The 22,912-nt window shown below is 59.8% G+C and carries 19 protein-coding genes and 1 CRISPR repeat array; all 19 genes read right to left on the reverse strand.

The features are described 5' to 3' along the window. Positions 1-11: 11 nt before the first annotated feature. The 19 genes from AC2T9U_RS07410 to ribD all read right to left on the reverse strand — a co-directional run bounded on the left by AC2T9U_RS07410 (position 12) and on the right by ribD (position 22,752). Positions 12-767, reverse strand: a complete 756-nt coding sequence (locus AC2T9U_RS07410; RefSeq protein ID WP_493695679.1) for an ABC transporter permease — start codon at positions 765-767, stop codon at positions 12-14. Further along, a complete protein-coding gene (locus AC2T9U_RS07415) occupies positions 764-1,513 on the reverse strand; it encodes an ABC transporter permease (RefSeq protein WP_493696942.1) in 750 nt (249 codons plus the stop codon). Before AC2T9U_RS07415 ends, AC2T9U_RS07410 begins: the two co-directional genes overlap by 4 nt. A gap of 5 nt (positions 1,514-1,518) precedes the next feature. After that, complete coding sequence (locus AC2T9U_RS07420; RefSeq protein WP_493695680.1) at positions 1,519-2,469, reverse strand: ABC transporter ATP-binding protein; 951 nt, start codon at positions 2,467-2,469, stop codon at positions 1,519-1,521. Positions 2,470-2,614: 145 nt separating this feature from the next. Further along, positions 2,615-3,298, reverse strand: a complete 684-nt coding sequence (locus AC2T9U_RS07425; RefSeq protein ID WP_493695681.1) for a response regulator — start codon at positions 3,296-3,298, stop codon at positions 2,615-2,617. Then, on the reverse strand, positions 3,295-4,068 hold the full coding sequence (locus AC2T9U_RS07430; RefSeq protein WP_493695682.1) for a sensor histidine kinase: 774 nt from the start codon (positions 4,066-4,068) through the stop codon (positions 3,295-3,297). Before AC2T9U_RS07430 ends, AC2T9U_RS07425 begins: the two co-directional genes overlap by 4 nt. A 582-nt stretch (positions 4,069-4,650) precedes the next feature. Continuing rightward, positions 4,651-8,095: direct repeats of the CRISPR family, unit length 28 nt; unit sequence GGCTCATCCCCGCAGGCGCGGGGAGCAC. Positions 8,096-8,125: 30 nt separating this feature from the next. After that, positions 8,126-8,491, reverse strand: coding sequence for a type I-E CRISPR-associated endoribonuclease Cas2e (gene cas2e / locus AC2T9U_RS07435; RefSeq protein ID WP_208303218.1), 366 nt, complete (start codon positions 8,489-8,491; stop codon positions 8,126-8,128). Continuing rightward, a complete protein-coding gene (gene cas1e / locus AC2T9U_RS07440) occupies positions 8,485-9,447 on the reverse strand; it encodes a type I-E CRISPR-associated endonuclease Cas1e (protein WP_493695683.1) in 963 nt (320 codons plus the stop codon). The genes cas2e and cas1e overlap by 7 nt, the downstream gene beginning before the upstream one ends. A gap of 7 nt (positions 9,448-9,454) precedes the next feature. Further along, on the reverse strand, positions 9,455-10,111 hold the full coding sequence (cas6e, locus tag AC2T9U_RS07445) for a type I-E CRISPR-associated protein Cas6/Cse3/CasE (RefSeq protein ID WP_493695684.1): 657 nt from the start codon (positions 10,109-10,111) through the stop codon (positions 9,455-9,457). Next, complete coding sequence (gene cas5e, locus AC2T9U_RS07450) at positions 10,111-10,827, reverse strand: type I-E CRISPR-associated protein Cas5/CasD (RefSeq protein WP_493695685.1); 717 nt, start codon at positions 10,825-10,827, stop codon at positions 10,111-10,113. The genes cas6e and cas5e overlap by 1 nt, the downstream gene beginning before the upstream one ends. Next, positions 10,827-11,945, reverse strand: coding sequence for a type I-E CRISPR-associated protein Cas7/Cse4/CasC (cas7e, locus tag AC2T9U_RS07455; RefSeq protein WP_493695686.1), 1,119 nt, complete (start codon positions 11,943-11,945; stop codon positions 10,827-10,829). Before cas7e ends, cas5e begins: the two co-directional genes overlap by 1 nt. A 36-nt stretch (positions 11,946-11,981) precedes the next feature. After that, on the reverse strand, positions 11,982-12,611 hold the full coding sequence (gene casB / locus AC2T9U_RS07460) for a type I-E CRISPR-associated protein Cse2/CasB (RefSeq protein ID WP_493695687.1): 630 nt from the start codon (positions 12,609-12,611) through the stop codon (positions 11,982-11,984). Beyond that, positions 12,608-14,317 (reverse strand): type I-E CRISPR-associated protein Cse1/CasA, encoded by a 1,710-nt coding sequence (casA, locus tag AC2T9U_RS07465; RefSeq protein WP_493695688.1) that lies wholly within the window; start codon positions 14,315-14,317, stop codon positions 12,608-12,610. The genes casB and casA overlap by 4 nt, the downstream gene beginning before the upstream one ends. Then, a complete protein-coding gene (gene cas3 / locus AC2T9U_RS07470) occupies positions 14,314-17,124 on the reverse strand; it encodes a CRISPR-associated helicase Cas3' (protein WP_493695689.1) in 2,811 nt (936 codons plus the stop codon). Before cas3 ends, casA begins: the two co-directional genes overlap by 4 nt. Positions 17,125-17,336: 212 nt before the next feature. Further along, positions 17,337-18,422 carry a methylenetetrahydrofolate reductase gene (locus AC2T9U_RS07475; protein WP_258553097.1) on the reverse strand — a complete coding sequence of 362 codons (1,086 nt, stop codon included), beginning with the start codon at positions 18,420-18,422 and terminating at the stop codon, positions 17,337-17,339. A gap of 9 nt (positions 18,423-18,431) precedes the next feature. Next, a complete protein-coding gene (gene pnuC / locus AC2T9U_RS07480; RefSeq protein ID WP_493695690.1) occupies positions 18,432-19,154 on the reverse strand; it encodes a nicotinamide riboside transporter PnuC in 723 nt (240 codons plus the stop codon). A 60-nt stretch (positions 19,155-19,214) separates the two neighbouring features. After that, entirely contained in the window at positions 19,215-19,682 is a 468-nt protein-coding gene (ribH, locus tag AC2T9U_RS07485) for a 6,7-dimethyl-8-ribityllumazine synthase (protein WP_493695691.1), read from the reverse strand. Next, positions 19,682-20,983: a 3,4-dihydroxy-2-butanone-4-phosphate synthase gene (gene ribB / locus AC2T9U_RS07490; protein WP_208304369.1), complete on the reverse strand. Its 1,302-nt coding sequence runs from the start codon at positions 20,981-20,983 to the stop codon at positions 19,682-19,684. Before ribB ends, ribH begins: the two co-directional genes overlap by 1 nt. Further along, complete coding sequence (locus tag AC2T9U_RS07495) at positions 20,983-21,594, reverse strand: riboflavin synthase (protein ID WP_493695692.1); 612 nt, start codon at positions 21,592-21,594, stop codon at positions 20,983-20,985. Before AC2T9U_RS07495 ends, ribB begins: the two co-directional genes overlap by 1 nt. Continuing rightward, positions 21,595-22,752 carry a bifunctional diaminohydroxyphosphoribosylaminopyrimidine deaminase/5-amino-6-(5-phosphoribosylamino)uracil reductase RibD gene (ribD, locus tag AC2T9U_RS07500; protein ID WP_493695693.1) on the reverse strand — a complete coding sequence of 386 codons (1,158 nt, stop codon included), beginning with the start codon at positions 22,750-22,752 and terminating at the stop codon, positions 21,595-21,597. Positions 22,753-22,912 lie beyond the last annotated feature (160 nt).

The raw sequence follows: 22,912 nt of genomic DNA on the forward strand, positions 1-22,912 counted from the left end.
ATCTCTGCGGCTCAGAATTCTCGCCACCTCAGGTGCGCTACCAGCACAGCAATCGCAGCTGCCATCCACAGCAACGCCATCGCTACGTTACCAACCGCGCCAGCCAGACAGGTCTGCCCAGCGGAACGCACGAACATTAAATTGCCAGGTAGACAAAACGGCCAAAACACCGATAGAGGCCGCGCCACAAGAACAAGCACCAGGCCAGCCACCGAACCAATAACCCCCACCACCACAGGGGTGAGGAAACTCCGCGCTCGCATGGCAACGTAGAGCAGCACTGTCATGACCGCAGCGGCCCCCAAAGCTCCAGACAGAGCGGCCAGAAAAGTTGTTCCCAGCTCACTGTTGAGACCAAACCCCAGCATCAGGCCGGCCACAACCATGGTCACCCAATAGATGACAGTTCCGATCACAGCTATCCCAGCGATTGCTAGCAGCTTGCCTGGTAACACGTGCCGGAACAGGGCCGCGTACCCAGCCATGCGCTGCATATTGCGGTCATCATGTTCAACCTTGACTGCCATCGCCACCCAGGATGCCAGCACGATAGGCAGAAATAGGTAGGCGTACATGACTCCTGACTGACCCCACAGCACACGGTAGGTGACTTCCTGCGCCTCGAAGAGGGCTCGGTTGTTGCTGTAGTGGACAGCTGCTCCTGCCATATTGAAGGCAGCAAACACAGCTATTGAAACGAGATAGGCCAGCAATCCCCGTGTTTTGGTCATCTCGGTGCCCCACACCGCAACGGCTGAAGCAATCACTGTTCTTCTGCTTTCCAGGCGATAAGCGCAGCAGATACTCCCCACCACAGGGGCACACCGGCTAAACCGATAAGCAATGGCGCCACTGGTGATACATGGCTGTATTGGGCATGCCCATCGATCATGGTCAACCGGACCGGAGATGCGCCACCGATAAGAGTCCACGGGGTGAGCGCAGCCACTACCGCAGGCATCAGCGCCGAGGCACTCCCTAACAATCCACCGACAATCCCTGCGCCCAGAGTGACCCACTGATTCTCGAATGCCAGTCCAAGGCCAAGGTGAACCGCTGAGAGGGCTGAACCTGCAAGAACCAGGCAGGCAAGCACAGACACCAGTTGTGCCAGGGAAGGACCAGCACCAAAGACACTACCGATCACACACACCAGCACCCAATAGATGCCCAGGAAACCGGACACCAACCCCCACGTCAGCATGGTTTTGGTCACCGCGCTCTGCCAGGAGGAGCACCCAAGGCTGCGCAACTGCTGAAGCATCCGGTCTTCGTGCTCGATCGAGGCGATGCGAGAAGCAATAATCGCAACTAGCACTGGCAACAGCGACGACATCAGCTGGGTGCCGGTCTGCGCCGTACTCGCTGCCACTTTGCCAGCCGCGGGAGTTATCGAAGCACGCTGCAGCTTGACAATTACCATTCCCGCCCATGTCAGCAGCGCAAGAGTCAGCAGCCCACTGATCAACAAAATGTGACGACCCCGCCACTTCATCAGTTCAACGGAGATCATCACCACTACCCCTCTTGCGCCTCACCTGTGATGCGCAAGAACACATCTTCTAGCGTCTCCTCATGCCCCTCCACGCGATATACATCGATCCCCTGCCTGAGCAGGTCGCGCACTATCGTGGCCACTGCTGCGTCATCCAGCCACGGCAATGTCAAGGAGTCCGGTTGCAGCAGGGCCCCGTTCGCACGGAGATAGGCGTGGGCAAGACTGTCATTGCTGGTCCGAAGCCGCAGCTGCGAGGCACCACGCAATGCCTCTAGTGGCCCTTCAAAGAGCAGACGGCCACGGTGGATGATGCCGATATTGTCAGCGACCTGCTGCACCTCACTGAGAATGTGGCTGCTCATCAGCACCGTAAGACCGTGATCAGACGGGAAACGCCGGATCATCTCACGGATCTCATGAATACCAGCCGGATCTAGGCCGTTGGTGGGCTCATCGAGGATAAGAAGTCGGGGCTCGGCTACCAGAGCCATCGCGATTCCCAGACGCTGTTTCATCCCCAACGAGTACTCGCGCACTTTCTTATCGCGAGCTTTTTCCAAACCGAGATAGGCAAGCAGCCCGTAAATGTCCGACCTAGCGCCGCGGACTCGCTGAACAATTTCCATGTTCTGCGCCCCGGTTAGATGCCCGTAAAAAGATGGACCCTCGATCAGCGAACCAGTTGCGGCCAGGATCTCTGAGCGATCTGCGCGAATGTCACGCCCCAGCACAGTGGCCCGGCCACGCGAAATCTTGACCAGGCCAAGCAACATCTTCATCGTCGTGGACTTGCCTGCCCCATTCAGGCCAAGGAAGCCGTAAACACTGCGTTCGGGCACCGTGATCGATACGCGGTCCACAACAGGAATACCTCGGTACTCCTTCACCAGAGATTGGGTTCGGATCGCTGCCTGGGCGCAGCTGCCTGCGGTGAAGTCCGCGCGGGGCTGAACCCTTAAATCACTGCTCATAGATGCATCTCCGATGTGCCTGTTTGCCGGAATTCCCTCCCTGTCATCTTGATCCGGAGGCTAGAGCGGCACATCAGTCGCAAGCATGAGTTCTTTCATCGCCAGGATGAGAACAACCACTCACCACAGCGCTTATATCTACATCTCATCCGTTCCTGCCCGAGCCACGCAGAGCCTGCCTCGGGTCGATCAACCCATGCGCACAAGCCCACAACACAGCCTGCACACGATCCCGACTACCCGTTTTGTGAAAGACCTGACTCACATGTGTTTTGACCGTTGGTAGAGAAATCCAGAGCTTTTCGGCGATCTCAGCATTACTGAGCCCCGACGCCACTAGCGTCAGTACCTCTACTTCACGTGCCGTCAACCCAACCCGCTGCGTAGCCTCCGTGACACCAGCTGAAGAACGCAGCGCAGGCTGCACCCGAGCAAGGAGCTGACGCGTTGAGCGCGGGGAAATGACTGCATCACCAGCGTGCACAGTGCGCACCGCAGCCAGAATGTCTCTGGGTGCAGAATCTTTAACAAGAAAGCCACTGGCCCCGTGCGCCAAGGCTTCGGTCAAGTAGTCCTCGTCATCAAAGGTGGTTAGCACGATCACGCGGCCACCAAACCATTGCTTGATTGCTTGAATCCCGTTCATCACAGGCATCCGCACATCCATAAGAGTCACATCCGCCCGTACTGCACCCTGGCAATCCAAAGCTTCTCGCCCGTTCCTTGCCCGCCAACACACCTCAAGGTCCTCTTGAGAATCAAGAATCAACGCCAGACCGCTAGTAAACAGCTCTTGATCATCGACGAGCCCAACCTTGATTACGGTCATGACAGCGGAATCTCCGCAGTGAGCAGCCACACCTCACCCGTGGGGTCTGGTGCACTGTTCAAGCACCCGCCGATCAACTGTGCCCTTTCTTGCAGCCCCGCCAACCCGATACCGGGTTCTTTCGATGACCCGCTACAGGGGTTACAGATTTCAACCACCATCGTTGCGCCCAATACCTGCACATCGATGCTCACTGGCCCGCAGCCGTGGCGCGCAGCATTACTTAGCCCCTCAGTAACGATGCGGTTAACAGTCGCCTGGACCAGCATGTCGGCCACTGGCCACGGCTGCGGCAAGGCGGCGGAGATGTCGAGGCCAGCCGCTTGGGTGTTCCGGATGACCTCCTCGATCTGGTCAAAACCCCCCTGAACCAAAGCCAATTGCTCATCCTGCGAGCGCAACGCCACAACCAACGCACGAACTCGGCGCAATGATGTGCGCGCAACAACAGCAACCCGTTCGAGAGTTTCCTGTTCAAGCTGGTGATTGTCACCCCCGGCGTACCGGGCACCTTCTGCCTGCACAGCAATGACCCCCAGCGAATGGGCGACAATATCGTGAAGTTCGCGCGCAACAGCTGCTCGCTCTTCAGAACGCTGTAAGGCCAGAACCTGTTCGTTATGTTCACGTTCTCGCCGGTTGAGTAACCCCGTCAGCGCAGCGACCGCTGCTATGGCCAGAGTGACCACAGCACCGATAATCAGAGCAGGGGTGTGGGGACGAAGAGCCACGGCGATAACGATCACCGAGGTGACAAGGCTGAGGGTCATCCACATCCACCTGGACGAAAGACGAGCCGCAGCCGAGTGCACAGTGACCGCTACCACGAGCCCAACATGCAGTGACATCACCGGCGTTATCGCCACAAGCACAGCGGCTGCCGCCAGCCCCGCCACAACGCACAGACTTGCCCGTTTCCTGCGCATAGCAATCACAGGCACGAGGGCAGCGAATACAACAAACACGAGCACCGTCACCCACAGCGCAGGCTGGAAAACGACAGCAAAAGGGGGCCCAGCCACTGCGACTGCCAGCCCCAGGAGCACATCCGGCAGAGGCCAACGCTTTCGCTTTAGCATCGACGCCTCCCCCAAAGACTCCGGCCCGGACCCAAAAACCCACACCGCACGTTTTCCAGGGCCAAGGCCACCTCGATTCCCCTTCGGCAAACCCGGAAAAACCCTGTTGGGCCTATCAGCCACGACGCTACGGCACCTCGGCGGCACCAGGCATCATCCCCGAGTATGAATCATCCCGCTATACATCCCTTGAAAGGCCCTCCAGCTAAGCCCCGCATACCTACTCACCAGATTCACAGGTGACACGGCTACTGCGCTTGTTCCTGGTTTGTCGACTCATCCCCGCAGACGCGGGGAGCACAGCGCCCCTAGCCCGTTTGACGCGGCCGAGGCCGGCTCATCCCCGCAAGCGCGGGGAGCACCTCGCTGATCGCCTCAGCAATCTCCGAGGACTCGGCTCATCCCCGCAGGCGCGGGGAGCACTCAATGAACATCGCGAAAACTACGACCTCATCCGGCTCATCCCCGCAGGCGCGGGGAGCACGCGGGATAAGTATGGCGACCCGGTGCGGGTTAAGGCTCATCCCCGCAGGCGCGGGGAGCACCCACCGAAGGTCGCGTGACGTGGCCAAATCCCGGGCTCATCCCCGCAGGCGCGGGGAGCACTCCTGTGCAATATCGTCGTGATAGTTGGCGGCTGGCTCATCCCCGCAGGCGCGGGGAGCACCTATCTTGGGTTTGGTTTGGGGATCCACGTACGGGCTCATCCCCGCAGGCGCGGGGAGCACGGACGTCCGGTCAAGAGTTCCGGCAGCCCGGCGGGCTCATCCCCGCAGGCGCGGGGAGCACGCTGTGAGTGATTTCATCATGTACTCCTGCTAGGGCTCATCCCCGCAGGCGCGGGGAGCACCCCCGAACCTCCCGATAAACAACAGCCTGATCAGGCTCATCCCCGCAGGCGCGGGGAGCACGCGGCGTCCAGCGGCGAGAGAGCGTGGCATTAGGGCTCATCCCCGCAGGCGCGGGGAGCACGACGGCGAAAGCCCGGTCTCACACACAAGACCCGGCTCATCCCCGCAGGCGCGGGGAGCACGCAGTCGTCTCCTCAACCCACTCCGACGTGTTCGGCTCATCCCCGCAGGCGCGGGGAGCACCACCTGTACACATCAATGCGCGTCACGATGAACGGCTCATCCCCGCAGGCGCGGGGAGCACTCGGTTGGTAACGCAGCGTATTGACTACCGTCGGGCTCATCCCCGCAGGCGCGGGGAGCACGACACAGCACGAGGGTTAAATCCAGACTCAGCGGGCTCATCCCCGCAGGCGCGGGGAGCACGCGTACGTGGTTTTATTGGGTCCGTTCCTCGAGGGCTCATCCCCGCAGGCGCGGGGAGCACGAGTGGAATGTTGTGCGGTACAGGCCTTTACAGGGCTCATCCCCGCAGGCGCGGGGAGCACGGGACCGGATACGTCAACACCCAAATCGAAGACGGCTCATCCCCGCAGGCGCGGGGAGCACAAGCCCCATACCTACCCCTCTCAGGTATGGGGCGGCTCATCCCCGCAGGCGCGGGGAGCACGCTCGCCTGCTTTGAGATCATCGATAGCCAGCAGGCTCATCCCCGCAGGCGCGGGGAGCACTTCGAAAGCCCGCTCAAGGCACCGACATTGGAGGGCTCATCCCCGCAGGCGCGGGGAGCACAGGCACTCCTCTAGCCGCGGCACGCCATCCCACGGCTCATCCCCGCAGGCGCGGGGAGCACCTTCGATCAGTCCGTAGGTGAGTTTCTGCACGGGGCTCATCCCCGCAGGCGCGGGGAGCACCTATCAGGCCTTATCTTCGTATGCAACGAAGGCGGCTCATCCCCGCAGGCGCGGGGAGCACGGATCGTCACCCACCAGAGGGTGCCGGTGGTGGGGCTCATCCCCGCAGGCGCGGGGAGCACCAGATCGTCGTCGTCCAAAGCGGAGAACTCATCGGCTCATCCCCGCAGGCGCGGGGAGCACACCCCTCGACGGGTCAGCGCCTCAACCCCGACAGGCTCATCCCCGCAGGCGCGGGGAGCACACCGTGTCACTCTTGCCGGGGGCTAGGTTGTAGGGCTCATCCCCGCAGGCGCGGGGAGCACTCCGTAACGCTGCGATGAGGTTCGGTGTGGCGCGGCTCATCCCCGCAGGCGCGGGGAGCACGGTTCGTAGACCAGATCATCAACGACACCGGCGGGCTCATCCCCGCAGGCGCGGGGAGCACCGTTTAAGATCTTTAAGTTTGCGCTTCGCGTCCGGCTCATCCCCGCAGGCGCGGGGAGCACGGGGGCGCCACCACCAACGCAGGCAGGTGGCGCGGCTCATCCCCGCAGGCGCGGGGAGCACCAACCAGCTAGTCGGGTGTTGACGGAAATCCCCGGCTCATCCCCGCAGGCGCGGGGAGCACGCACTGAGTTTAGACATGGACGCGGACGCGGCAGGCTCATCCCCGCAGGCGCGGGGAGCACGTGTCCTGGCGCTTCATGTACTCCTGATGCGCCGGCTCATCCCCGCAGGCGCGGGGAGCACTGATCAATGACCAGGCTGTTGTTTATCGTGAGGGGCTCATCCCCACAGGCGCGGGGAGCACGAAACCGGGACACAGACACAAGCCAGCACCGTGGGCTCATCCCCGCAGGCGCGGGGAGCACTCGGTCAGCTGTTGGGTGTTCGTCCTGGTGATGGGCTCATCCCCGCAGGCGCGGGGAGCACCCGCCAAGCTTCAGCAGGTCACGGCCGGGTTCAGGCTCATCCCCGCAGGCGCGGGGAGCACCCCACGGGGTAGTGGACGGCTTGTCATAGCTGGGGCTCATCCCCGCAGGCGCGGGGAGCACATCTTCGGTTGGGCCATCATGGACCCCAAGGCCGGCTCATCCCCGCAGGCGCGGGGAGCACGAAGCTCTCCGCATCCTCGGATTCTGAAAGGTTGGCTCATCCCCGCAGGCGCGGGGAGCACGTTCATTTTCTTGCTCCCTTCCGGGTTTGTTCCGGCTCATCCCCGCAGGCGCGGGGAGCACAGGGTACTGTCGAATCTACCGCCGACGGCCTTGGGCTCATCCCCGCAGGCGCGGGGAGCACAGGGCGTCCGGGTCAGCGCCTAGCGATGCTGCGGGCTCATCCCCGCAGGCGCGGGGAGCACTGCGGTCGCCGCTACTTGCGGGGTGGTGACTAGGGCTCATCCCCGCAGGCGCGGGGAGCACTGGCCAGGCATCGACGGGAAACCAAAACCACGCGGCTCATCCCCGCAGGCGCGGGGAGCACGGGTTTCATACTCATTACCGCATTGCTCGCAGGGGCTCATCCCCGCAGGCGCGGGGAGCACCTCACCCCACTACTTAAACTCATGGGGGCAGCCGGCTCATCCCCGCAGGCGCGGGGAGCACCACAGCAGCGAGATCCCTACCGCCAGAAGGGGCGGCTCATCCCCGCAGGCGCGGGGAGCACTAAGAAAACCCCCGGGCAGAAAAAACTTGACGCGGCTCATCCCCGCAGGCGCGGGGAGCACATGGACACTACCGGCAGGCGAAGTCGCGCTCGCGGCTCATCCCCGCAGGCGCGGGGAGCACTCACCACACGTGACCACTCCGGCGACCCTGGCGGGCTCATCCCCGCAAGCGCGGGGAGCACGTTCCGTGTACGACATTAACGCCGCGCCCCTGACGGCTCATCCCCGCAGGCGCGGGGAGCACCTCCGGCAGGCTAGATGTATCCAACACCAACGGGGCTCATCCCCGCAGGCGCGGGGAGCACACTTCGTGACCAGCATATTCTTTTATGTGTTTAGGGTTCCAGCTTTGGTTTTCGTGTCTGAGCTCGCCGGTATCTGCTGGCTTTGCTCCATCCATGGCGAAGGCCACTTCCTAGTTGGGTTGGTTCGGTGGGGCGTCTCATAAGTTGGATGCCGTCATAGTCGATGGGGTTCCAGTCGTGGCGATGCACCTTGAACTCGATGTGTTGTTCTCCTTTCACTGAATAAACGAGGAGTGCTCTTCCGTCTTTGGCATGTTCAACAACTTCCAGCCACATGGTTTCCCGAATCCGTGAATTCACGTGCCCGACAAAAACACCTGGGCTGATTTCGAGGAGCCAACGCGTTAAGTAGCCGCGTAAACCTGTTGGGCAGGCAGTGAGGACTAGGACTACCACGGCACGTCAACCTCGTCCTCTAAGCCGTATGCCGTGCCGCCAGCTACTTGTCGGTTACCGCCATCCCAAAGGAAAGAGGTGTCGTCCCAGTCTTGTGCTGTGTCGACTGGGTCATCAGGAAGGAGAAGGGAACGGATATCTCGTGCGCATCGGTTGAGGATTTTTCCGTCGTAGACGGCATCGCGGACAGCACGTCGAGTTTCTCCTGGGATGTCTTCTGGTTTTTCAGCTACCACTGCGAAAGCGGTGGGAATCGCGATCTCTGCTTTGTAGAGATCAGCAATGTCGAATACAAAAGAACGGACATGGCCTGTGTGAACGAATCCCAGGCCGGGTGAACAACCTAATGCAACGATGACAGCGTGCGTTATCCCGTACAGGCATGTTGTCGCTGCCGATAAGGCCTGGTTGATGGGGTCGGAGCTGGAAAAGTCTTCCCGGGAATAGTCACGTCGGCCCCATGGGACTCCTGTGGCTTTTGAAGCTTCCCTGTACGCGCGACGCACTCGGGCACCTTCTCTGCCACGTAACTGCTGCATTGTTAAGCCAGTCACATCTTCATCTGGGAAACGCATGGCGTACATGCGCCTTGCTACAGCTAGGCGAGAAGACTGGTTAGTTACCAGCGTTGCTTGCGCTTCCAGTAGTCGTGACGATCGTGCTAAAGAGCGCCCGTGCGCGTAGTACCGGACTCCTCGCTCGCCAACCCAGACAGCTGTGGAGCCGCTCTCTGCTAGCAGCATCATTGCCTGGTGAGTTACGCGTGTACCTGGGCCGAGTAGCAAAGCACCCAGGGTGGCTGATGGGATGTGCACGATTCCTCGCTCGTCCGTCACTGTTACGGCGTTGCCGTCGCGGTGAACCGTGCACCGTTCCACATAGATGAAGCTAAGTCGATCTTCGGCTCGTTGTAGCTGAGTAAGGTCAGGTGGCGGCATACCCGGTATGGGTTTCATATGAGCCTCATTGGGCTTTAGCCAGGGTCATCAAGCCGCATCCGTATGCTTTCGCCCGCCCTATCCCCTCGGTTAATGCCTCTCGTAGCGCATCAGCGTCAGTGACCTGGAGTAGGCCGTCGTATGTCGCCATAGCGATCGTGACGTTTCGTCCTTCTTGGGCGTGGCGGCGCTCGAACCTAGCGGTATTGCGATTTTTGACTATCAGGCTTGGTTCCCCGGTTCCTGTCTGAGCGATGGAGAAACCGAACTTGCCTGCACGGCGTGTCAGCCATTCTTGTTGCTGTGCTGGAGTGACGTGTGCCTTTACTTTTCCTCTCTCGTTTGGGCCTGCGTTTATGTTGCGCACTGGGTTGGCTGTGAGCCGGAACGCCCACTGTTGTCCTGTTGCTAAGCGTTCAAGGAACGGTGCGTAATCAGCTGTGTCCCAGGTAGCGGTGGTTGGCCATCCTGCCTGCTCGACTAGGTGAGTGAGGTCTGGGCGTTGTGGGCTCACGATGAATAGATCAGTTTTGATCGGGTTGGAATCGATACGCCATAGGATCCGGCCTGGGGTTTGTGTGTGGAAGCTTGCAAGCACAGCCGCGTGCATTCGTTGTTGGGCGCTGAGGAGATATCGCGCTCCGCGCCGTGATGTGTTAATCCCAAATCGGGTCAAAAACATCAGGCACCTCCAAGTACAGCCATGAAATCCATGTCATGGTCGTGGCCGATCTGGTTTTTAACCCGTTGTGGCTGGACTCGCACCACTTCGCGCCAGCCATATTCGCGGCGAATTGGGTTAAATGATTCAGGGACATCGCGGACAACTTCCGTCACCGTGTCATCTGTGACTGTTGTTGCCCCCACGTCTAGATAGAGAGGCAGATCAACTTCTTTTCCTTGCCTGCGGCGATGCCAAGTAGAGGCTTGCCAAGGTACTTCTCTCAGCATTTCTTCCAGATCAGCATCATGGACGCCAAGGCTCACCTGGCCTGTTACAGGACAGGAGCGCCGTCCGAGGTAGAGCGGGAATGATGGATTTTTTAGCGCATCGTTGAGTCCTTCAAGAAGGCTTCGGTCTCCGCTGACGCCAGCTACAAACATGGCATCTGCCAAGTAGTAGCGATATGACAGTGGCATTGACGTTCGTTTTTGCTCTTGCCAGCGAATTGCCGTGTGAAAATCCCGGACGATGCGCCCCGGCTGATCGACTCTCACGCCGAACAACAAATGTGCAAGGTCTTCGATTGGGTCGCTGCGTCGTCTTCCTTGCGCGGCAGCGAGCATCCCAATAACACCGCTTTTTGTTGGTTCGCTTCGGGTGAGTCGCTGCGTGAACCGGCTGGAATCCCCCCACGATTGCAAGGGGCCAGCTAGGCGAAGCAGTAATACTGCCATCAGGCGTCACCGTTCTCGGTGTGCTGTGCGATATGCGCAATGACGGCAGAGCCCAGGTCAGCCAACGTGGAACGCGTACCGAGGTCATCAAGGGGTTTTGCCTTGGGAGACACCCGGACAACGAAAGAGGCCAAGGGTTTTTCTGCGTAGTGAGTTTCTACTTCATGCGCGTAGTCGGCCAGGGCTTGGGCAGAGGGCTCAACGTAGCCACTGGCGGAGGTGACTGCCTCTTCGAAGGCACCGACAAAGTTAGTCGGTGCTTTACGCACTTGCACTAGGACAGCATCGACCGGGGTGTGGTTGGCAAACGTGTTTTGCTTTCCTGTTGGCATGCTGCGTACGAAAGCATCGATGAATGCCCGTGTTGCTGCTAATGCTGCTTCCTCTGTTCCGAGGTTTGTGACGAGTTGATCGATTGCGATGGTTGCGTACCGGTAGAAAGTTGCGGATGTGAACTCGACAGTGCCTAGCATGCCTGCGCCAGCGTTATCAGCCGGTGCTTTGTCATCGACTGCGGTGTAGTAGTCGTGTTCCACTGTGGCGGCGTGAGTAGAGATGGCATGGGCCACCTGGCAGGCAGCGTCGACATTCAGTTGTTTGTCGTCAGCGACCATTCGCCCAAAAAGGGCAACTTCGATGCCGTGATGTGCCCGTGCAGCCTCGGTGAGTGCTTTCTTGTCGAGCTTTTCCCCGGGGGTAGCTGCGGCGGCGATTTCAGCGAAACGGTTTAGCTGTGCGTTGCTGAAAAAGGTGAGGTACTCAGTGAGATTCGATTCTGCGGTGTCGTCTTTTTTAGTCCGTCCTTTTTCTAATTTGAATCCGAGGAGGCTGATGGCTTCGACGGCACGGCTGGTTGCATCTTCGTGCTCTAGTCCATGCGTTTTAACGAGCCGTTCAGTGATTTGTTGCACGGCGCGTTTAGTGCGTAAAGCTAGGTGATTGGCTTCTAAGTGCTGGCGAAAGTCCTGGCGTGTGGCTTTTTTCCATGCCTGGCTGCTGACTCGTGCGCGTTGCACTCCGCCGTAGAAAGCATTCTTGGGGGTGCCGGTGTCATCACGGTTGATATTGCTCGGTGGAACGGACTGAAGGACGTGAATATCGACGTAGATAGTGGACATGCTGATCTCCTGTCAGGTTGGGAAGGTTGGGGTGTGTTATTGGGCAGATCGGTTGTTAAAGAAATCTCGTCCCCAGCGGCGGCGAATTGTGGACGTGCTAGAAGGGGTTTGTAGCTTGCTCAGGTCTTGGCAGAGCGCGACGTAATCCAGGCCGATTCTTTCTCGGCGGAGCAGCGTGATCAGTCCGCGAAGGTGGTACATCGCGGCTTCAAAACTGGGGGCAGAGAGTAGTGAGGTGAATCGTTTGAGGATGGGGCTTCGTTCGTCGTCAGCTCCGGGGAGTTGTCGGAGTGCTCGTCCTAGGGGGACGCCTGCGCAGTGCATGCCTGTTGGTTGGGAACTTTGGTGGATGGCATATAAAACCAAGGTTGCATGCATAGCTCTTTCTTCACGTGTCACCGAATCTGCGTGACCGAGCAGCGGCTCTGGGAGAGAGGCGTAGATGAGAGGCCATGCTCCTCGGTCATTTTCGATCTTTCCGGGGTCGCTTTTGCGTAGGGTTGCTATTGATGCTGCAGCCCACGCCGATGGTTGAGATCCGGGCCGTGCGTACTCGGCTTGCAGGCGCGCAATGACTTTGCCGACGGAGTTTCTTAGCTCAGAAGGTTTGTCCCGTGCAGCGGTGACGGGTTCTTCCTGAAGTGTGGATGAGTGAGGCTCGATCATTGCTGCTCCTTGTTCTCCGACGATGGCTCAGCTTTTGGTTCTGGTTCGTCGGTTTGTGTTCCCTGTGGGAAGGCGTATGGGAGGGCTTTTTTGAGGGCTGCGCGAAAAAAGTTCTCAGCGATAGGTGTATTGAGGTAGTTGCTGTTAACCGTTCGCCCCACCAAGGCTGGGGTTCCTGCTGCCTGTACAAGTTCGCCTGCTACTCGATTGGTGATGCGCCAGACTGTTTGTTGCCATGCCTGTCGACGTTCGTCGATATTCGTGGCTGTTAATGTCCCCACCCATGTTCGGTATGGGAGGTCAAGGAGGGTGTAGGCCATCTCTCCTGCCCTAGACCGGGGCCCATCCTCCATGCCGGGCAAGAGACGCCGCCCGCTGGCATCTGCGAGATTCGTCGCCAACCGTCCTAGGGCTCGGACTGCTTCCTCAGCGGCGTCGACAGCGTCAATTGCTTGGCGTCTCACGAGGGGGTCTGCAATGACGGCGGGAGCGAGTTCTAGTCGGTCATCAATCACTGCAGTAACCGACGCGCTTTGTGAGCCGTATTCCATGCCGATAGCTCGGAACCGCATGGGGAAGTCTCGTTTGACGATGCCGTCATCGACTAGGTCGGAGAGCCATTCCAAGCTGCCGGCGCGCAGGAAAGCTGCAGCATTTGCTTTGGTAGCGGCTTGGCTCGTCCGTTCTCCTAGGACGCTTCCCAGTCCGCGCCATAGGGCCCGCGAAGGCTGGTGTGTTAACGGCATATACGTTGTTATTCCGTTGGCTTTTTTTGTTTGTGGTTCGCTGAATCTCCATGACGTCATCGGCTCTACGGTTTGACGGTTCTGCGGCATCAATGGGTCGCCGTTGGCCAGGACAACATCAACCACGTCGAATCCGTTGTGAATGAGTCTGACTCGGCGTCCTTGCCATGTGGCAGCTTCGACGGGCCCTTGGGGTTGTGGATGGGTTAAATCTGTCGCGGCGCTGTTTGGTTCACGTTCCCAAGGTGGAAGGTCATTAGCTCGCCAGAATCGCAGCGAAAGGTTGAGGAGTAGCGTTTCGGCGAGAGTTCTTCCTTCAAGGATGATCAACCCGAGCCAGCCAGTGAATCCGATCCCGATGGGGTATCCCTTGCCACCCTTAACGCGATCGTCACCGACTGCGCCGGACTTGATTCCGGAGCAGTCGTAGGCGTGGACGTGGACAAGCCAGCGGGCGGCTTCAGCAAAAGAAAGCCGGTCAATGGCTTGACCTGCTCGGGTTGTGAAGAACTGTGCTCCATCTGGGACCTCCGCAATGATTTTTCCCAGACCTGATGTTTTGTTGGAGGCGGTGTGTAGTTCGGCTACTTGATAGAACGGTGTGTGCGGGTGGATCAGGTCGAATCGATCAGCATGACCTAGTAGGTAGGAGTGGATCTGTTCAACAGGTAGGCGGCGTTGTTCCCATAGCTGTTCCCACGTTGCCATCTCCTCGCCTTCGGGTACGTTGATGGCTCGGTAGAGAATGGCCAACATGAGGCGCAGACAGGCTGCCTCTTGGGTGGGGATTTCTCCACCCAAGCCTGTGATTTCGTGGGCGCGTTCAAATGCTTTCAGCAAGCTAACTTGTTCGACTTCACCTGACTGGCTTCTGGCCAGGAGCCACGGCTCGGTGAGGAGGCTGAAGGATGTGCGCTCTTTCTTGGATTCCGTGGGTGATGTCGTGGGCGCAATGGTCATGTGTTCTCCCTGGACATGGTGACGGTGAGACCTGTTTCCGGTTTGTATGCGACGTCCAAGTTCGCTACACGTGCGCGTCCCTGCTCGTCGAGAACAAGCACCAACTGTCCTTGAAGCCATGGGCAGTCCTGTTGCCATCCGGGAAATGACATGTCTTCCAGGGCGGCGATGATGCTGTCTATGTCGGAGGCGGTGCTCCATGCTGGTAATCGGACTGTGCATCCAGCGAGGGCACGGGCTATGCGTGGTTCGGGTGGAAAATCGAGTGGAAGTGTCGTGTTCTCGGGCAGACCGGATCCTGGCATAGGCCTAATAGACCCGTTGACACGCTGCACAACGACTACCTCTAAGCTGTCTTCGCTGTCTCGAACCTGACTACGGCCACCATTGCCGTCGTCGGGGTCTCCTTTGACAAAGAATCCGGAGCGAGCCAGAAGACCCTCATGACTAGTAGGGGGGCCGAGCAAGAAAGCAGCCGCTTTACTTTTGGCTTTTTCGACGCGCTCTAGTTCTTGCTGCTCAGCTAGTGCCCACGCGTTTTCCCACCCTTGCGGAGGCGTGAGATCCGGCGCGTAGGCCCGGTCAACGAGTGTGGGGATGTCTCGTGGGAGAAGGATTTTGTTGCCGTGTTGTTGGATAGTTGCCGCAGCTCTAAGTAGTTGGATGCTGCCGTATACCCGCTCTGAACCTGCATCTGCTTTAACAGGGATGCTTTGCCAATCAGCGCCGGTGAGAAGAAGTCGGGGGGTTCGCAGGAGTGGTGGGCGGTCTTTTTCATCGCTGCCGTGTGCGTGCCTGTGCAGGCGCCCTACTCGCTGGAGCAGTAAGTCGACTGGGGCTAAGTCACTCACCATCAGGTCAACATCGATGTCAAGTGATTGTTCAAGCACCTGAGTTCCGACCAGGACAAGACGGTGGGGTCGTGTTCCAGCTATGCGGGAACTTCCGCGGCCAAGCCGAGCGCGTAGATCATTTTCACGGGCAGCGCGATCAACGGACAGGAAGCGGCTGTGCACCAACAGAACTTCTGTATCTGGCAGAGCCTTATGGAGGGATTGCCATGTTGCTTGCGCCCGGTTGACCGTATTTCGGATCACCGCAACGCATCCCCCGTCAACGAGCTCATTGGTGAGCCGAGCCGCTAGAGACTGTGGGTCGTCGGAGAATTCTTCAACTGTGATGGTGCGGGGTCGATGCGACTTTTGCGGGGTTTCCATCTCTCGCAAAGAGGAGTCCAGCAATAGTGTGCGCGGGTATCCCTGCGGTATGACCAAGTCTGGAGTGGGTGAAGGAACAGGGTATGTCGGCGTGCTTCGAGCAGCGCCTTTGGCATATGCATTCACTAATTGCGTGCGCTGGGCTTGAGGCAGGGTTGCCGACATGAGCACGACAGGGGCTCCATATGCGCCTAACCACACGAGTATTGCGGCTAGGTACTCACGCATATACGTGTCAGCGGCATGAACCTCGTCGATAACTAGTACTTTTCCAGCAAGCGCCAGGTGCCTCAGTGCTAAGTGTTTACTCCGCAGGGCACCGAAAAGTATCTGGTCGATAGTTCCGACCACGAAAGGTGCAAGTACTCCTTTTCGGCGTCCTCTGGTCCAGGAGTTCACTGCAGCGAGCGCGTGGGTTTGTGGCTCATCGTCGTCATGTATTTCGGTGATCCACCGATCGTCGATCAAACCTTGGTACTCGTCGTTGAGTCCGGCTTTAGCATGCGCGAGGAACATGCTCAAGGCACCGTTGCCAGGTAGGGAATCGATCCAGGAGCGGACTCGGCCGAACATTGCATCGGATGTGGCCATTGTGGGCAGTGCCATGAAGACGCCCTGCATACCGAATCGGTATGCGAGGATTTCCGCGGCTGCTAAACCTGCTTCGGTTTTACCGCTGCCCATTTCTGCTTCAAGGATGATGAGTGGGGGGCGTTCGGCAGCCCAGGCGGCATGGATGGCTGCGGTTTGGGTTGGGGTGGGTTCGTGTCCAGCTAAGGACGGGAATCGTCGCGTTAGGAGATCTATCGGGTTGCTAGGGGGTTTTACTGGGCTCCATGGCGAGGGAAGGGCGAGTAGCTCCCAGTTGATTTCACAGTTAGAGCGGTCGCCGTAGCCAAAACGATTTTCGTCGCTGGCGAGCCAGTCGGCCACGACTACAGTCGATGCTACGAGTGCCTGCACTGTGGCGGGTAGGGGACGGGTTACCCAGTCGTTGAGGCGTTTGTCAGCGCCGGTCAGTGCGGTGATGTGGTTGAGAATTTCTGTGCGGGCTTGTTTCCATGCGGGGCCGCCTAGGTAGTCGGGGCGCTGCCGGAGTGTTTCTAATTCACCGGAGTTGGGAAGTACCCCGTGATGGGCACCTACGGGAACGGCGAGCGCGGCGGAGGCGCGTGGTGTTGCCGCGAATTGTTGCTCTAGCCAGTCCCGGAGGATGAGGTATCCGAGGGCGCCGTGGGGGGCTGCGCGTGTTTCTGTGAGTGGGACGTTGAGGTCCAGGCCTGCGGCGTGTAGTCGGCCGGTCATGTCGGGAGCTTTGACAGCGAAGGCGGGGGTGGCTTTTCCGATGTCGTGGATGCCTGCGAGCCAGCTCAGGAGAATTTTGGCGTCTATGTTTCCGCCGGGGAGGGATGAGGCGATGGTGTTTTTTATGGCGGTGGGGAGCCAGTTATCCCAAAGGAGCTCTGCGACGTGGGCGGAGTCTTCTAGGTGGCGCCATAGTGGCAGCCATGAGTCTTGTTGGGGATTTGTTTTTCCCCAGATCGCTTGCACGGCTGTGCTCCATGCATGCGATGGCTGCTGTGACTCCATGGCGCTCCTTTGCGTGGGTCCTATGTGAAGGATACCCAGGAGCCTTGATGGATCTAACTAAAATTTTTAGGGGTTAGCTACATCTGACCTGCGCTGATGCTCTTCTTTGGATTTGGCGCTTGCGTATCCGATACCGCACTCACCCCTGCGTGGATATGGCATCAGTTCGGGGCACGCAGGGGTTGATATGTGCTGACGGTTGGGTGATGTTTTTAGCGTCGAAGTAGTTGGGAGACTTCGTGGGCGAGTTGCACGGAGGCTTCGATTTCTACTTTTCGACTGGAGACTGATTCGACGTTGAATCCGAAGGGGATGCCTAGGTGGCGGCAGTATTGGGATAGTTCTTGTGCGGCTCCGATGGCATGTGCGGCAGACAGAGCCAGGGGGTTGTCGGTGTCTTCGAGTTCGTTGCTGAGCCATCGGGGTACGTCTACGCCGAGCCAGCGTAGGAACTCGAGTGATTTCAGGGATCCGCAGACGGACAGGGTGAAGATGATGGGGGCGGGGCGGAGGTCTTTTTCGGTGCGTAAGGCGCGGGCGTAGTCGGACACCATGTCTTTGGCGGACCTTCGGTCGTAGACGACTTGGGTGACGAAGAAGGAACAGCCTTGTCGTTGTTTCATGACGAGGCGATCTTGCTCATCTCCGTGGCGAGCGTGACGTTCGGGGATGGCAACCGCCCCTAGTCGCGTCGGTGAGTTTTCGTGTCGGTATACCTCGTAGGCGTCCCGCAGGGTCATTTTTACGGGGGTGTTTTTTGAGGGTGCCCCCACGAACACGGTGGACACTTCTGCAGGTGCGGTGTGCAAGAAGCTGCGTAGCTGTTCTGGGGTGTATTTACCGACTGAACGGTAGATGATGCTGTGCCCTTCCCAGGCTTGTAGGTATTCGGCTTGGTAGGAGGCTGGGTCGTGTGTTTCGGAGAACGGGAATGGGCGTTCTTGTTCGGTGCGGCTGCTTTCGTCGGCGAGGTCGTACAGGATCAGTGAGTCCAGCGCGAGGCCGTCCAGGCGGGCCAGGGTGCGTTCGGCGATTTCTGGCAGTTTTTCTGGATCAGTGGAGCGCCGTGGTGGGGTGATGCCGAAGAACAGCAGTTCTCCTTTGGCGTGAGCGATTGTTTCTTTCACTCGCGCTACCCCGACTTCTGACATTGTTGCGACGGGGCCTGCTGTGGCTGTTGCGCCGGGCCGTACTCGTGGGGGTCGGCCTGGCTCGGGTTCGGTTGCGTCGCCTAGCATGCGGCGCACGGCTACGTCGTCGGTCAGTGCAGGAGAGTTGTTGTTCTCGGGTTGATCCACTCGCGAAGGTTATCTTCCGTCGCTGGTGGTCTCCAGTTCGGTTTGTGGGGGGACGGTGGCTTGTTCGTTGCGGGCTGCGTTCAGCCACACCACGAAACCAGCGATGACGAAGGCGCCATACACCGCATACAACACTGCTGATGGGTAGTACTGGCTGTGCCATAGCAGCGGCACCCCCACCACATCTACGGCCACCCATGCCAGCCAGAAGTCCACCCATCCGCGGGCCATGGCGTATGTGGCAATGAATGAGCCAACGAAAATCCATGCGTCTGTCCAGTAATACCAGCGCGGCGCGGGCCAGCCCGCTCCGATCATTGCGAACATTTGCTGGCAGATCACCACGAGAACGACCCATGTGGCGACATACGTAGCGCGTTCTTTAGTGGTGGCCCAGCGCGGCACGATCGCTGGGGCGTCTTTTGCTTTTCCTGCAGAGCGGCGGCGCCACATCCACCATCCGTACACGCTGGTGAGAACAAAGAACACTTGCCGGAACGCTTGCCCGAGCAGAGGCTGGCGGCCGTCAGCGAACCCGACAGCGGCGCCAACGAACACCGTGAACAGGATCATGTTGCCGAAGATCCCGACCGGCCAGGCCCATACGCGTCGGCGCATACCGCCGATCGCCGAGGCTAAACCGAACCCGTTGCCGATGATTTCTCGCCAGTACAGGGGGTAACCGGCCACGTCGATCTGTGCCTCGTAGATCGACTGTAAAACGTCGCTCACAGCTGTCTCGCCGTGCCTTTCTTCAGGAGGAACCCGCCATATGTGTTGACGGGGGAAGGCTTACAGGTCACGTAATGCCACGGCGGTGGCAATTGCTGCCTGCGCGGCCTCGTGTCCTTTCGATTCATGTGAGGTGCTCAAGCCGGAACGGTCAGCGGCTTGGGCTTCGTTGTCGCACGTGAGAACCCCGAACCCGATCGGGGTTCCGCTGTCTAGCGCCACTCGGGTCAGCCCTGTCGTGACCGCATGAGCGACGTATTCGAAATGTGGTGTGCCGCCACGAATCACTACCCCAAGCGCCACGACTGCGTCGTGGTTCTCCGCGAGTTTGGCTGCCACAACAGGTAGTTCGAAACTTCCGGGCACACGGATCACGGTTGGCTCCGCCACCCCGGCCTCTTCGCATGCCAGCTGTGCGCCAGCGATGAGGGCATCCATGAACTGGTCATGCCAACTGGCTGCGGCGATCGCGACCTTCAGGCCTGCTCCATCCATGTGATCCAAATCTGGTGACCCAAAACCTGCCATCACATATCCTTTCCGGCCTCGGAGGTTGCGCCCTCCGGTATGCCCATCACGTCATGGCCCATACGGCGAGCCTTCGTTTCCAAATAGCGAACATTTTCACTGGTCACAGGCGTAGCTACCGACACGGACTCGACCACATCAAAACCTGCCTGCCGTAGCGCCGACACCTTTGCAGGGTTACCCGTCAACAAGCGCACCCTGTCCACCCCCACATCGGCCAAGACAGCCGCCGCGGCACCATATTCACGCGCATCAATCGGCAACCCCAGCCGCGTCTGCGCATCCACAGTGTCTTCCCCCTCATCCTGCAGCGCATACGCCTCCAACTTCGACAACAAACCAACCCCCCTGCCCTCGTGGCCACGCAGATACACCACCACTCCCCCATCACGGGCGATACGCGCCATCGACGCCTCCAACTGCGGGCCACAATCACAGCGCCGCGACCCAAACGCATCCCCGGTCAAACACTCCGAATGCACCCGCACCGTACTCACCCCCTGCGCATCAACCCCCACCCCACCAGGACCTGGCGCTATCAACGCCACATGCTCAGCACCAGTCAACACATCCAAATACCCCACCATGTCGAACGTGCCATGAACCGTCGGCAACACCGTCCTAGAACCAGGCCGCACCCGGTCATGCAGCTGCCGATACGCCACCAAATCCTCAATCGTGATCACCGCAAGACGATGCTCACGCCCCAAAGCCAACACCGCCTCAGCCCGCATCATCTCCCCAGAATCATGCACCAACTCACCAATCACCCCCACCTCAGGCAACCCCGCCAACCGACACAAATCCACCGCCGCCTCCGTGTGCCCACCCCGCACCAGCACACCCCCCGGCCGGGCCCGCAACGGAACCACATGCCCCGGCCGCGTGAAATCCTGCGGACCAGCCTGCGGGTCAGCCAACAACCGCGCCGTCAACGCACGATCCGCCGCCGAAATACCCGTACTCACCCCCACAGCAGCATCCACCGTCACCGCATACGCAGTGCCATGCGGATCCTGGTTATCCTGCACCATCGCGGGAAGCCCTAACGCATCAGCCCGCTCCTGCGTCATCGGCGCACACAAATACCCCGACGAATGCCGCACAGTCCACGCCACCCACGCCGCATCCGCCGTCGCTGCAGCTAGAACAACATCCCCCTCGTTCTCCCGATCCGCGTCATCCAAAACCAACACCGGACGCCCCGCCCGCAGCGCCTCCAGCGCCTCCTCAATAGAAGCCAAACCCTCCACGGACTCCCCCGCGGCACCATTAACCAAAGACTGCGCCGACACGCTCATCACGCCCCCACCACACCCTGGCCACACGGACCCAACAGCCGCTCGACATGCTTGGCCACCACATCAACCTCCACATTCACCCTGTCCCCAACCTCCACCTGACCCAACGTGGTCGCCTCCAAAGTTGTAGGAATCAACGACACCTCACACCCCGTCGCCGTCAACGCACTCACCGTCAACGACACCCCATCCAACGCAATCGACCCTTTATGCACCACATACCGCTGCAACTGCTGCGGCAGATCAAAAGCAACCACCTCCCATCTCTGCCCCGGCACGCGCGAACGCACAGTCCCCACCCCATCCACGTGCCCCTGCACCACATGCCCACCAAAACGACCCGAGACTGGCATCGCCCGCTCCACATTCACCCGCGCCCCCGGCTCCACCCCATCAAGTGAAGAACGCAGCAACGTCTCACGCATCACATCCACCGAAAACGTGTCCCCATCCACCTCAACCACCGTCAAGCACACACCGCTGACCGCGATCGAATCACCCGGACACGCATCCGAAGTCGCCAACGCGCTACGCACCCGCAGCACAGCCGAATCCGTCAACCACTGCACCGCAACGACCTGACCAACCTCTTCAACAATTCCCGTGAACATCTACGCAACCGACCTTTCCGGAACCGAAACACCACTGACTCGCTCCTCGTGGACCGCACCCGGAACACGCAACACACAGCGCACATCTGCACCCACGCGCTCCACCTCACACAACTCGAAACGACGCACCTGACTCATCGAAGAAACACCGAGATCACCCACCGCCCCCACCCCAGAGCCCAACAACGCCGGTGCCACATACGCCACCACCTCATCCACCAACCCAGCCCGCACAAACGCCGCCGCCAACGTCGGTCCACCCTCCAGCCACACATGCCGCACCTGCCGAGCATGCAACTGCGCCACCACCACCTGCGGATCCCGCGTCCGCAGGTGCAGCGCTGGCAACAACGACGGCGCCGACCGATCAGTCATAAAAACACGCGCATCACCAGGAACATCACGACACCCCACCACCACCCGCAACGGCTGCCGCCCCACCAACCCACCGGAGCTATCACGCACCGTCAATGCCGGATCATCAGCCAACACCGTGCCCGTACCCACCACAATCGCCCCCGCCGCTGCACGCCGCACATGCACATCCGCGCGTGCCTGCGGACCAGTAATCCACTTACTCGACCCATCAGCCGCTGCCGAACGCCCATCCAACGTCGCCGCGAACTTCCATGTCACCCACGGGCGCCCCTGCAGCACCGCAAATTCCCACTCCCGCACCAAGTCACCAGCCTGAGCCACCAACTCCCGCGCACACCGCGCCTCATCGCTCTGCCCAGCATCCCGGCACCACTGCGGCACACTATCCACCCGCACCCCAGCAGCACGCAGCGTCTGCGCACCCCGACCAGACAACACACCCGCATCGTGACGCAACACCACCACCCGAGACACACCTGACTCCACCAGCGCCATCGCACACGGTCCCGTCCGGCCAGTGTGATTACACGGCTCCAAAGTCACATACGCCGTCCCCCCCACCGGTGAAACGCCACTTTCCCGCACCCGGAGCAACGCATCCACCTCAGCATGCGCCGTACCAGCACCCCGGTGATACCCAACCCCCAGCTGCACCCCAGCCGAATCCGTAATCACACAACCCACACGAGGATTCGGATCAGCAGCTGGCCCCAACACGGCAGCATCCAACGCGGCACGCAAATGAACCAGATCACGCGCCCCGACCACGGCCGCAACCATCTAAACCTCCCGGATGAGCCTGCAACGCACACAGCACTCCGGGATTCACGACGAGTCGACCCAGCACCGAACACGCAGCCACAACCAACGTGACCACGCACGGCATCAACCGCCAACAGCAACACCACAACGACACCACACAGGCGCCACAAGCGTCACC

The sequence above is a fragment of the Dermatophilus sp. B7861-1 genome (assembly GCF_058996045.1).

Coding starts and splice junctions, on each gene's coding strand:
- AC2T9U_RS07430 (WP_493695682.1), bottom strand. CDS start 4,068: ATGACCCTCAGCCTTGTCACCTCGGTGATCGTTATCGCCGTGGCTCTT.
- AC2T9U_RS07425 (WP_493695681.1), bottom strand. CDS start 3,298: ATGACCGTAATCAAGGTTGGGCTCGTCGATGATCAAGAGCTGTTTACT.
- ribB (WP_208304369.1), bottom strand. CDS start 20,983: ATGAGCGTGTCGGCGCAGTCTTTGGTTAATGGTGCCGCGGGGGAGTCC.
- cas3 (WP_493695689.1), bottom strand. CDS start 17,124: ATGGAGTCACAGCAGCCATCGCATGCATGGAGCACAGCCGTGCAAGCG.
- casB (WP_493695687.1), bottom strand. CDS start 12,611: ATGATCGAGCCTCACTCATCCACACTTCAGGAAGAACCCGTCACCGCT.
- AC2T9U_RS07495 (WP_493695692.1), bottom strand. CDS start 21,594: ATGTTCACGGGAATTGTTGAAGAGGTTGGTCAGGTCGTTGCGGTGCAG.
- ribD (WP_493695693.1), bottom strand. CDS start 22,752: ATGGTTGCGGCCGTGGTCGGGGCGCGTGATCTGGTTCATTTGCGTGCC.
- cas5e (WP_493695685.1), bottom strand. CDS start 10,827: ATGGCAGTATTACTGCTTCGCCTAGCTGGCCCCTTGCAATCGTGGGGG.
- cas6e (WP_493695684.1), bottom strand. CDS start 10,111: ATGTTTTTGACCCGATTTGGGATTAACACATCACGGCGCGGAGCGCGA.
- cas7e (WP_493695686.1), bottom strand. CDS start 11,945: ATGTCCACTATCTACGTCGATATTCACGTCCTTCAGTCCGTTCCACCG.
- AC2T9U_RS07415 (WP_493696942.1), bottom strand. CDS start 1,513: ATGATCTCCGTTGAACTGATGAAGTGGCGGGGTCGTCACATTTTGTTG.
- AC2T9U_RS07420 (WP_493695680.1), bottom strand. CDS start 2,469: ATGAGCAGTGATTTAAGGGTTCAGCCCCGCGCGGACTTCACCGCAGGC.
- ribH (WP_493695691.1), bottom strand. CDS start 19,682: ATGGCAGGTTTTGGGTCACCAGATTTGGATCACATGGATGGAGCAGGC.
- casA (WP_493695688.1), bottom strand. CDS start 14,317: ATGACCATTGCGCCCACGACATCACCCACGGAATCCAAGAAAGAGCGC.
- cas1e (WP_493695683.1), bottom strand. CDS start 9,447: ATGAAACCCATACCGGGTATGCCGCCACCTGACCTTACTCAGCTACAA.